The sequence below is a fragment of the Actinotignum inguinis genome, assembly GCF_051265835.1.
Lineage (GTDB): Bacteria > Actinomycetota > Actinomycetes > Actinomycetales > Actinomycetaceae > Actinotignum > Actinotignum timonense.
Map to the genome: position 1 here is coordinate 16200 of NZ_JBOZDP010000020.1, position 11296 is coordinate 27495.

Genomic DNA, 11296 nt, shown 5'->3' on the forward strand with positions numbered 1-11296 from the left:
GTGCTCGCGGTGGGCGTGGCGCGGCGGTAACGCGGGTGGAGTGCCGCGAGATTCCGCGGATAAGTCGCCTACCCGGGTGGGTGCGGGCGGTGGTGGAACGACGACGCCGCCCCGGCGGCGCGCAGCCGCGCGCCGCCGGGGGAGCCGACTCGCCGCGAAAGAACTTGAAATGCGCCAGGTAAATTATCGGAGAGCTCGTTGGTGCCACACAGTCGTGGAGGGTTTTATGCGCATCGACCGACTTGAATGGTTGGAGTCTTTCGTTGCCGTTGCGAAATTATCGTCCTTTTCGCGAGCGGCTCGTTTGCTCCACAGCAGTCAGTCGCGGGTATCGCTCCACGTTGCGAATTTGGAGCGGGCGACGGGCCATACCCTGGTGGATCGCAGCCATGTTCCCTGCACCCTCACCGCGAAGGGGGAAACGTTCCTACCGCGCGCCGAGGAGATCTTGGTGAAGCTGCGCGATGCGGTCGATGAGCTCAATACCGAATCGGGCAGCCTGGTGGGCGCGGTTACCCTCGGGGTGATTCCTTCTATCTCGGCGGTGCTGTGCCCGGGGATGCTGGCGCAATTACAGCTGGAGGAGCCCGGTATTTCCGTTAATTTGCTGGAGCGCACCTCCGCGGAATTATTGGAGAAAGTGGGGGCCGGGCACGCGCAGCTGGCCATCGTTTCGCAATTTAGTTCGCTGCCCTCCATTCCGGATTCGGAGCGCCTGTGGTGGGAGCCCTACGTGGCGGTAGTCCGCCAGAATTCCCCGGATTTTCAGGGCGTGGAGGTGGTGACTCCCGGCGATCTCGCGGAGGTTACCCTGGGGCTGACCGGCGCACCGGGCCTGAGCATCGACCCGGAAATGCGCGCCGCTTTTGATTTATGGGAGCTGGAGCCGCGCATCGCGGACTTCCGCACCGAGCAACCCCAGACCCTTCTTAATATGTGCAAGGCCGGGCTGCTCACCCCGGTTATTAACCTGCTGGCTTTTCGTAGTTGCGATCACGAGGGGCTGCGCGCGATTGCTATCGCGGGTGATTACGGGCGGGAAGTTTCCGTGGTGGCGAATACCGCGGTGCCCCTCACCCCGATCAGCCAGTACGTGCGCGATTTGATCCTGGCGATTCCGCTGCCCGCCGGCGTGCGTTCCCTCCAGCCGCAGCGGAGTGATGCAGGGGATACCAGCTAGAACCTAATCCGGGAAAAGCCTGGAAGCTTTGCGCAAAACATGGCAGCGGAGCTGGAAATCCGCGCCGGCGCCTGGCAAAATTGGGTATGTCGCACAGGGCGACTGTGTCAGAGTGGACACTCTGAAGTTACAGCATTTTGTACATGGCCCGGGTTTCCGGGCGTGGGGGCATTGCGGCCTGCTAAGGGGCGGCGTCGTCGTACCACAACTGCTGGAGCTTCGGGTGCCCGCAACGGCACTCTTCACTCGGATCGTCCGGCACGTACCTGCCGGTGAAGGGACCAGTAATGGCATCTGTAACATTTGAGAACGCATCGCGTATCTACCCGGGGTCGGATACCCCGGCTGTCAATCAGCTCAACCTCGAAATTGCTGACGGGGAATTCCTTGTTCTTGTTGGCCCGTCCGGCTGCGGTAAATCAACGTCGCTGCGCATGCTGGCCGGGCTGGAAGATATTAATGACGGGCGTATCTATATTGGGGACCGCGATGTCACCAATGTTTCGCCTAAGGACCGCGATATCGCGATGGTGTTCCAGAATTACGCTCTCTACCCGCATATGTCGGTGGCGGAGAATATGGGCTTCGCGCTCAAGATTGCGCGCACCCCGAAGGAAGAAATTGATAAGCGCGTCAAGGAAGCCGCCCAGATCCTCGACCTGACCGAATACCTGGATCGCAAGCCGAAGGCGCTTTCCGGTGGGCAGCGCCAGCGCGTGGCGATGGGCCGCGCGATTGTGCGCAACCCGCAGGTCTTCCTCATGGACGAACCGCTCTCCAACCTGGACGCGAAGCTCCGCGTGCAAACCCGCACCCAGATCGCGACCTTGCAGCGCCGCCTGGGCACCACCACGGTGTACGTCACCCACGACCAAACCGAAGCGCTGACCATGGGCGACCGCATCGCCGTGCTCAACTTCGGGGTATTGCAGCAGGTGGGTAGCCCGGATGAGCTGTACAACCGGCCGCAAAACGCTTTCGTGGCGGGCTTCATTGGCTCGCCGGCCATGAACCTCGGCACCTTTAATATTGAGGGCGACGACGCAGTCCTCGGCCAAGCGCGCATTCGCCTGCCCCGCGCGGTGATCGATGCGATCACCCCGGATGACAAGGGCAAGGTAATCCTGGGCGTGCGCCCCGAATCCTTCACGGAGCTCACGCGCGAGCCCGGGGAAAGCTCGGTGCCGATCGTGGTGGATATGGTGGAGAACCTGGGGTCGGATAACTACGTGTATGGCGAGATCGCCGGCGTGGAGAAGTCCGGCTTCGGCTCGGGCGATGGCTCCTCCCAGGTGGTTGTGCGGATCCCGCCCTTCAAGGCCCCCGCGGTGGGTGACACCGTGTACGCCACCCCGAACCTGGATGCTATCCATGTGTTCCACGCCGGGGATGGCACCCGCATCAACTAGCCGGGGGAGCACCCGCGGGGGTAGCACCGCATCGCCTATCCCGGGGTAGTGCCCGCATTATGTAGGCGATGCGAGGCTGCTAAGGCAGTGGCCTAACTTCCAGGGCCGGGGCGCACGCGCCCCGGCCCTGCGTCGTCGTTACTCAATAATGAGCGCGCCATCGTGCCCATGTCGGCCGTGGCGAAAATCACGCGCTTTCAGCTGGGATTATGCATAACCGCGGCACGGAACTGCCCGGACGTGACTTTTCCGCAGTTCAACACGGGTGAGCTGGGCCGCCCGCTCACACGTGCCCGGGCGTTTCTATCCCGGGATTCTGCATACTTTCAGCGTAGTATGCACTCGATGAGACCTACTGCTCAAAACTTTTCAGGCGCGGTGCCTAGACTTGCCAGCATGACGGAAAGTGCCACTCCCGCTGCCTACCCCGGTGCGGGCGTCGTTCGCGCGCTGGCGCAGCGGCCCCGCATTCTTGTTGTCTGTACCGGGAATATTTGCCGATCTCCCATGGGGGAAATCGTGCTGCGCCAGCGGTTGCGCGATGCCGGTATTGATATTGCGGTGGCGTCCGCGGGGGTTTCGAATGAGGAATCCGGCAACCCGATTTACCCGCCCGCTCAGCGCACACTTACCGAACACGGCTATGACCTGCCCGATCACCACCGGGCCCACCGCGTCACCGCCGAAGAGCTGGAAAACGCCGGCCTGATTCTGGCCATGACCACCGGGCACGCCCGGGCGGTGCGCCGGCTGTGCCGCTCCCTTTCGCTTTCGCTGACCAATATTCACCTGTGGACCGAGTTCGCGCTGCCGGGGGTGGGGATCGCGCCGGAGGGCGTATTCGGACACGGCGGCATTCTTTCCGACGACGCCGGGCGCGCCTCGGGCCGCCAGCATTCTTCCGATTTTTATTATTCATCCGGCGAGTACGATGTGCCCGATCCGTGGGGCGGGTCGGCGCGCGAATTCGAAGCGACGCTCGCCTGCGTGGAAGCCGGCTCCGAGCGCCTCGTGGAGCTGCTGCGCGGTAACCTGCCCGCGGCGCGGTGAGAGCTAAGCCTGAGGCGAGCACTCAGCCCGCGGCGCGCACCCGTATAGTTATGCGGCGGCGGAGGGTGTTGTTCGGCACGGTCGCGGTGCTGCTGATTGGCGTTGCTGTGCTGGCCGTGCGCCAGGTCGTGGCCGCCACTTACTATTCTCCCGCAGCTGTGGCCAGCAGATATATGGCCGCCCTCGAAGATGGCCGCGCTCGCGAGGCCCTGGACCTCACCGATCCCGGCGCGCTTTCCGGCTCCCTCGCCCTGCTCAGTGACGAAGTCTATCGCGCTGTTCCCGGCCGCCCCGCCCATTTCCAGGTGCGCGAAACTAGCAGCATCGAAACTGAAACCGGTACCGGTAATGGTGCCGACTCAAGCAAAGCCGCTGGCACCGGCTCCGGTAACGGCGCTGACTCCGGCAATGCCGTTGGACCCGGCACTGAAACCAGCGTGCGCGTGGACGGAGTCGTCAGCTACAACGGCACCCAAGAACCCTTGAGTATCACTCTGGTGCGCCGCGGCACCACCCCGATCCTGAGCCCGCGCTGGCAGGTGAGCGAGGGCGCCCTCGGCCAGCTGCGCGTGGAGCGCGATGCTGATCGCGGCACCGAGCAAGCTTCCGGCAGCGGCACCACGCCCACTACCGGCAGTGAACCGCCAACCGTAGGCAGCGGCTCAGCCTCCACTCCTCCCGCCCTCACCAGCATCAACGACGTGCCCGTCGCCCTCGCGCCGCAGGAACCCGCCCCGGCCTTCCCCGGCGACTACACCGTCGCGGCGCCCGGCGATTCGCGCTACCTCACCTTCGGGGCCGGCGCCACCGCCACGGTGCGGCCCGGCCAGACCGCGACCGCGCGTCTCAGCGCCCAGGCCACCCCGGCCGCGGGTGAACGCGCGGTGGAACTGGTGGAACGCCTCGTGGAGAGTTGCGTGCGCGGTGATGGTACGACGACGCCGCCAGCTGGCTGCCCGGCCGCTTTCCGCAAGGATCGTACGTTCGGGGATACCCGCAAGGAGAAGCTGAGCTGGAAAGAGAAGCCGCAGGTGAGTGCGTCTGTGGAAGGGCTGGGTGGAACCGTGAGCGTGCGAGGAGGCGTGCTGGAGCGCAGCTACGAGTGGCGGCTTCTTGCCCCGTTGAGCTGGGAGAAACGCTCGGATACCGCGCGGGTTTTCGAGCGGGAGCACGCGGTGCGCTTCCGGGTGGAGAACGGGGACGTGGTGCTGGAAAGTGAAAGCCTGCGCTAGCGCGGGTTACCATGGAAAGCGCTAATGACGGCGCGAGAGAAGAGGAAGGACGTATGAGCACCAACGTTGTGGCTGAGATTTGGCGGGAAGGCAACCTCCCGGCGGCGCGGCCTATCGATCATGCCCGGCGGGTATGCACCGGCACCCTGTGGGGCCTGGGCGCGGGCGTGGTGCTCGGACTTATTGCGTTCCCAAATGCTCTGGTCGGTTCGCGTGCGTTCTACCTGATTCCCGCCTTCGCGGTGGTGGCTTTCCTGCTGGCGCTGCCGTGGCTGATTCGCGATAAAACGCCGGCCGCGCCCGGCGTGGACGTGGTTGCTCGGGTACTGGGCACCGACGAAAGCCGGCGCATGCGCACGGTTGGCAATAGCCGCCGCAAGCAGGCGCTCATGGTGCCGGTGGTCGTCCGCCCGGTGGATAAATCCGCGGATTTCCGCACCGTTATCGCGGTGCACGGCGCCGAGCAGGCAGGCTTCGCGGAAAGCAAGCCCGGCACCCTGCTCCCGCTGCGCCAAACCGAAAAAGGCTACGGCGGGCTCGCCAACGTGGAGCAAGCTAGCCCGGAACAAGAAGCCCTCATGCGCTCCTTGGAACAGCGCCCCAAGCTGCTGCCCAATACCGCGCCCGTGCTGCCGTTCAAGCCGCAGTCGCTCGACCGCGTCACCACCGGGGACCAGCTGGAATGGTGGGGTGGAATGATCGCCGGCGCGCTGCTCGCCGCCGTCATCATGGGCATCGTCAGCCTGCTGTAATTCCAAGAAGTACGACGACGCATATATGCACCCGGCCGCTTAGGTGCATCGCGGCGCGGCCATGACGCGAGCCCGCACAACTACATCTCAGGAAGCCATTGCGCACCGCTGGATAATTCAGTTAACATACATTGAAGGCGGACGAGACAGTTGCCGTCGAAACGAACCTAACGCACCTGATAAGCGATGACGCTGATTAGAAATATGCGGGCTCTCACGCCACGGTCCGCCATCCTTGTTTCCTCTCAATACTTATGAGGATCCCATTATGTTTGTGCAAAAAATCAGCTCGCGGCCCGTACTATCTCTCGTGGCTGCTGGAACTTTAGCGCTCGCGCTCGCGGCCGGCGGGTGTTCATCGGAAAAAGGCACGGAATCCGGTTCGGTCGGGGCTGCGCCTACGTCCGTTACCAGCGATGCGCCGGCATCAGCTGCCGGTGGCTCGGATGAAGCTTTCGAGCGGGTTTCCGCAGCTCTCGATGAGGAACTCAAGGAGTCGGGTGCGCAAAAGAACTGGAATATGATCTACGGAGCCGGGAACGCTCGTACTTTAACGGAGCTTTCGGAGCGGGCGATTCCGGGTCATACGGATCTGAAAGAAAAGACCGTACTCTCCGGGAACGGAATAGTTGAAGTGAATGATACGGAGTTGGCTCCCATTGTTGCTCTTGACAAGAAGAATTCTGCGCAACTCGTGAGCGCTCTGGAGAAGAATTTCGGGCTCGGCCCGCTGGACGAGAACACCGCCCTGGATTACGCGGCTGCGTTCTATGTGGAATGCGGTGGCGTTGGCAGGGAACGCGGGGGAGATAAGTGCCAGGCGCCTGCCGGAACTGATGGTTTCGGAGCGCTCCAGACCCTCAACTACGCGGAAGGGAAACTGGTATCGGCCTACTTCTGGCACGTGTCACCTCAGGGAAACCTGGCAGATAACGTCTGGGAAAAGTACGGAAACTCCACCGTCGATTTCGAAGCAACCCGGGGATTCTCCGTGACCGAGAAGTGATGAGGCGGTCAGCCCTTAGCTGGCCAACAGCTTCTGGATGCGCTTGACGGACACCTTTTCCTTGGTGCCCAACTGCTGGGCGAAAAGCGAGACGCGCAGTTCTTCCAGAAGCCAGCGGGCGTGATCGAGCACCCGGGCGCGGCCCGGATCGAAAGCCGCGTAGCTGGCTTCTTCGCGGGCGCTCTCCACCGCTTCCGCCGCGGTTTGCACCTGCCAGGCGAGCGAATCATCGGCTGCCGGATTCACCGCGGCCTTCTCGATGCGCAGTTTCGCGGCCTGGAGATAACGCGGCAGATCCCAGAAGCGCGCTGCCGGCGTGGCCCGCACAAAATCGGCGGGCATGAGCGCATCCAAATGGGCGCGCTCGTCGCTCATTGTGGCAAGCAACGCCACCGAGCGGTTATCCAGCACCAGCTGCTCCACCTCTGCCCAGGCGGCCGCGGCCTTTCCCGCACCCTGTGCGATCAAGAACACTTCGTCCTCGAACTCGTCGCGAGCCCATGCCTGCAATTCCTCAAATTCACGCCCGGAACGCAGCTCCTCTGGACTGGCATCATTGGCCTCACCCCAGCGGTCGGCGAGATTCCGTGCCGCAGCCCACTGCAGATCAGCCACCAATGCCGCAGTAGAAGGAGCCGGGCTACCAGCCAGCTGCAAAGCCAGCTCGCCATCCCAGCGCGAGGTAATCCGGCCCTCGGGCAGCGCCAGCGCATCCGCGAGCAAACGAATCACGCCGCCGCGGTGCACCCGCACCTGTTCACCCGGTTCCGCCACCACATCGAGCACAACCTTTCCGGCGCGATCAGCGAGCGCCGGGTAAGCACGAACCGTCCCGGCCGGGCCCTCAGTTTCGATAACCGCCGGGATAATCCCCTGTTCTACCTCGGGCCAGCCGGTCAAAGCATCCCCGGATGCGAGTTCGGTGGCGGCCGCCTCGGCCGAACTGGTGGTGCTGGACGAACTGGTGGCTGGCGCGCTCGCGGTGGGCTTCGCTGAGTCCGGTGAACCGGGGGCAGGATTCGAACCGGTACTACGAGAGGTAGCGGAAGGTTGCGCCCTGCGCAACCGCGCCCGTGCCTCATCGAGGGCCTGGGCCACCGCCCCAGCCACCACGTTTTCCACCGCCGCCTTCGTTTGCGGAGCAAGACTACGCTGCAAATACTCAAGCGACGTCGATTCCTCAAGCACCGCACCCCGCTCCGAACGCACCCGGAAATTCACAGTCAGATGCGCGGGTAGATTCACCTCCTGCCATGCGGCGTCGTCGATCTCAATACCACGCACGCGGGCCGTAGCCGCGCGAAAAGCCTCCTCGAAAGAAATCGGTCCGCCACCCCGCACGTCACCGCCGCTTGCGTTACCGTCCGCGTCACCCCCGCGCGTACCGGTACCGCCGTGTACGGCCTTTTCCCAGGTGGGCAGCACCGTGAGGATATCGCGGGCTACGTCGGGCGCGGGCACCAGGTTGCGGCGCACGCGTTTGGGCAGCGCGCGGATCGTGGCGACCACGAGTTCGCCCAGCATTCCGGGCACCAGCCAGTCGAAACCCTCCGGGCGCAGGCGCGGGAGCAGCGCGATGGGCACGTCCACGGTGATGCCGTCGTTGAACGAGCCCGGCGCGAAGGTATAGGTGATGGGCAGGGTGATATCGCCCTGGCGCCATTCGGTGGGGAAGTCCTCTTCGGCGGCGCTTCCGCCGGCCCCGCCCAGCAGGAAATCCTGCGTGAAATCGAGCAGTTCGGGGCGGGCGCGGCGTTCTTTCTTCCACCAGGAATCGAAATGCCGCCCGGAGACCACGCTCTCCGGGATGCGCTCCTCGTAGAACGCGGCCAGCGCGTCATTATCAGCCACCAGCCCGTGGCGGCGCAGCTTATCTTCGGTGCGGCCGGCCTCCTCGAGCGCCGCGCGATTGCGGGCCAGGAACTCGTGGTGGGTGCGCCATTCGCCCTCCACAAGGCCGTGGCGGATGAACATCTCGCGGGCCAGCTCGCGCGCCGCATCCGAACCGGAAGTCGCCAGCAGCACGGGGCGGTCCGCCACCAGCGTCACCCCGTAGAGCGTCACCTTTTCATGGACCATCGCCGCGCCGTTCTTCGCCGACCAATACGGTTCCGAATAGGAACGCCGCACCAGCTTCTTCGCCAGCGGCTCGATCCACTCCGGCTGGATCGCGGCCACGGTGCGGGCGAAAAGCCGGGAAGTTTCCACCAGCTCGGCGGCCATCACCCAATCGGGAGTGCGCCGGTGCAGGCCAGAGCCCGGCCAAATCACGAAATGGGTGCCGCGCGCGCCCAGGTAATCGCGGCTGCGCGGGGAATAATTGCCGATATTGGATAGCAGCCCCACCAGCAGCGACCGGTGAATCGCCCCGGATTCCGGGGTATCCGAACCGCGCCCGAGCTCACGGCACGCATGAGCAACCGCCCCGGAATTCGGCGCCCCGCCTAGCTGAGGTGCACCGGCCCCGGCTTCGGTCGCGGCGCGAATCTGCTTCGAGCTGGGTAGCGCCAGGCGGCGGATCGTTAGCTCCAGCGGTCGCGCCATCTGCTCAAGCTGCGCCACCACATCCGCCCACTCGCGATAGCGCAGGTAGTTGAGGAATTCCGCGCGGCACATGCGCCGGAACGCCGAACCGGACAGCTCGCGCGCCTGGGTGCGCAGATAGCGCCACAGCGTCAGATACGCGAGGAAATCCGAGGAGCCGGCCGTGAAACGCGCGTGGAATTGATCGGCCTGGGCGCGTTTCTCAGTGGGACGCTCGCGCACATCCTGCACCGACAGCGCCGCCACCAGCACCAACACTTCGGAAGCGCACCCGTTGCGCTGCGCCTCGATCAGCATGCGGCCCAGGCGCGGGTCGATAGGTAGGCGCGCGAGCTGCCGCCCGATGGCGGTCAGGCGCGGGGCGTGGCGGCTGTCCGCGCCGTCTCGCGCCGCACCAAAGGCGCCCGCAGCCCCATAAGTAATCGCCCCGATTTCTTCGAGGAGCTGGGTGCCGGCCCGCACCGCCCGCGCTTCGGGCGGGTCGATAAAAGGAAAATCGTCGACGGCGCCCAGCCCGAGCGCGAGCATCTGCAAAATCACCGCGGCCAACGAAGTCCGCTGAATCTCCGGCTGGGTGAATTCGGGCCGAGCCAGGAAATCATCCTCGGAATAGAGCCGGATCGCGATCCCGTCCGCAACGCGCCCGCACCGCCCCGACCGCTGATTAGCGCTCGCCTGCGAAATCGGCTCGATGGGCAGGCGCTGCACCTTCGTTTTATTCGAGTAGCGCGAAATGCGGGCGGTGCCCGGGTCAATCACGTACTTGATGCCGGGAACCGTCAGCGAAGTCTCCGCAATATTCGTGGCCAAGATAATGCGCCGGTAGGGCCCGGGCTGGAAAATTCGGTGCTGTTCCGCCGCGGAAAGCCGCGAAAACAGCGGCAGCACCTCCACGGCACCCGGCGCGCTGGAACTCCCCCCGGGCGCCACATACCGTGCCCCGAGCTCATCATCGAGCGCCTTCGCGGTATCCCGAATCTCGCCCTCCCCGGAGAGGAAAACCAGAATATCCCCCTCACCTTCCGCCATGAGCTCCTCGGCAGCCGCCACGATTCCACTCACCTGATCGAGTGCCCCCGCCCGGCCCGGGGTGCGCGGCGCGGTTACGCGCTGCGCACCGGCGTCGTCGTACTGTTCATCCTGGTCAGCGTCCTGTTCCTCATCGAGGGGCCGGTACCGGATTTCCACCGGATACGTGCGCCCGGACACTTCGATAATGGGCGCGGTGTCGCCGGGGCGGCCGCCCGCGCGGTGCTCGCCGAAATGCGCGGCGAAGCGCTCGGTGTCGATGGTCGCGGAGGTGATGATGACTTTGAGGTCGGGGCGCGCGGGCAGCAGGCGCGCGAGGTAGCCGAGGATGAAATCGATATTGAGGGAGCGTTCGTGCGCTTCGTCGATGATGAGGGTGTCGTAGCGCAGCAGTTGCGGATCGGATTGGATTTCCGCGAGCAGGATGCCGTCCGTCATGAGTTTGACGAGCGTGGTGGGGCCCACTTCTTCGGTGAAACGCACCTGATAGCCGACGGCGCCGCCGACTTTCTGCCCCAGTTCGGCCGCGATGCGTTCGGCAACCGAGCGGGCGGCGATGCGCCGCGGCTGGGTGTGCCCGATGAGCCCGGTGATGCCGCGGCCCAGCTCCAGGCAGATTTTCGGCAGCTGCGTGGTTTTCCCGGAGCCGGTTTCCCCGGCGATAATAACCACCTGGTTCGCGGCGATGGCCTCGCGGATCTCCGCGCGCCGAGCGGAAACGGGCAGAGTTTCCGGGTAGCTTATGTGCGGGACGGCGGCTCGGCGCGCTTCGAGTTGCGCGGGGGTGAAGGGCCGCGGCCCGCGCGGGTTGGTGCGGTTGCGGCGGTTGGAACGACGACGGCGCGAAGCGCCACCTCCCTGCCGGCCGGTCAAGCCATCACCGTTGCGCTGGTCGGTGCGGGCATGGCGGTTGGCCTCGCCCTTGCCGGAGGGCGCTGCGGGTTCCTGAGACTTATCCATATCGTGCCTCATTATTCCACGCCTCCCCGGAGCTTCCTACCGCTTGGGGTTGCCCGCGGGCTAGTGAAACAGGTGGGGCCCGGGCGGTAAATAGCATCCGCTTCGGCCAGGTCAATCGGGTCGCCCAGGGCTTT

At 64.8% G+C, this 11296-nt stretch carries 7 protein-coding genes; 6 read left to right on the plus strand and 1 reads right to left on the minus strand.

The window, feature by feature from the left end; all coding sequences use genetic code 11:
* Positions 1-226 precede the first annotated feature (226 nt).
* The 6 genes from ACRQFC_RS08200 (at position 227) to ACRQFC_RS08225 (ending at position 6629) form a co-directional block, all read left to right on the plus strand.
* Positions 227-1180 (plus strand): LysR family transcriptional regulator, encoded by a 954-nt coding sequence (locus ACRQFC_RS08200; protein ID WP_284897156.1) that lies wholly within the window; start codon positions 227-229, stop codon positions 1178-1180.
* A gap of 287 nt (positions 1181-1467) precedes the next feature.
* Entirely contained in the window at positions 1468-2589 is a 1122-nt protein-coding gene (locus ACRQFC_RS08205) for an ABC transporter ATP-binding protein (RefSeq protein WP_016441963.1), read from the plus strand.
* Positions 2590-2985: 396 nt separating this feature from the next.
* Positions 2986-3639 (plus strand): low molecular weight protein-tyrosine-phosphatase, encoded by a 654-nt coding sequence (locus ACRQFC_RS08210; RefSeq protein WP_284897154.1) that lies wholly within the window; start codon positions 2986-2988, stop codon positions 3637-3639.
* 65 nt (positions 3640-3704) lie between these two features.
* A complete protein-coding gene (locus tag ACRQFC_RS08215) occupies positions 3705-4871 on the plus strand; it encodes a hypothetical protein (RefSeq protein ID WP_284897152.1) in 1167 nt (388 codons plus the stop codon).
* Positions 4872-4924: 53 nt separating this feature from the next.
* The gene (locus ACRQFC_RS08220; protein WP_284897150.1) at positions 4925-5623 is read left to right on the plus strand and encodes a hypothetical protein; all 699 of its coding nucleotides are present in this window, start codon (positions 4925-4927) and stop codon (positions 5621-5623) included.
* A gap of 310 nt (positions 5624-5933) precedes the next feature.
* Positions 5934-6629, plus strand: coding sequence for a hypothetical protein (locus ACRQFC_RS08225; protein WP_284897148.1), 696 nt, complete (start codon positions 5934-5936; stop codon positions 6627-6629).
* A 15-nt stretch (positions 6630-6644) separates the two neighbouring features.
* Here ACRQFC_RS08225 and hrpA read toward each other — a convergent pair whose 3' ends face one another.
* On the minus strand, positions 6645-11162 hold the full coding sequence (gene hrpA, locus ACRQFC_RS08230; RefSeq protein WP_435734664.1) for an ATP-dependent RNA helicase HrpA: 4518 nt from the start codon (positions 11160-11162) through the stop codon (positions 6645-6647).
* Between the last annotated feature and the right edge of the window lie 134 nt (positions 11163-11296).

Coding starts and splice junctions, on each gene's coding strand:
- ACRQFC_RS08200 (WP_284897156.1), top strand. CDS start 227: ATGCGCATCGACCGACTTGAATGGTTGGAGTCTTTCGTTGCCGTTGCG.
- ACRQFC_RS08205 (WP_016441963.1), top strand. CDS start 1,468: ATGGCATCTGTAACATTTGAGAACGCATCGCGTATCTACCCGGGGTCG.
- ACRQFC_RS08210 (WP_284897154.1), top strand. CDS start 2,986: ATGACGGAAAGTGCCACTCCCGCTGCCTACCCCGGTGCGGGCGTCGTT.
- ACRQFC_RS08220 (WP_284897150.1), top strand. CDS start 4,925: ATGAGCACCAACGTTGTGGCTGAGATTTGGCGGGAAGGCAACCTCCCG.
- hrpA (WP_435734664.1), bottom strand. CDS start 11,162: ATGGATAAGTCTCAGGAACCCGCAGCGCCCTCCGGCAAGGGCGAGGCC.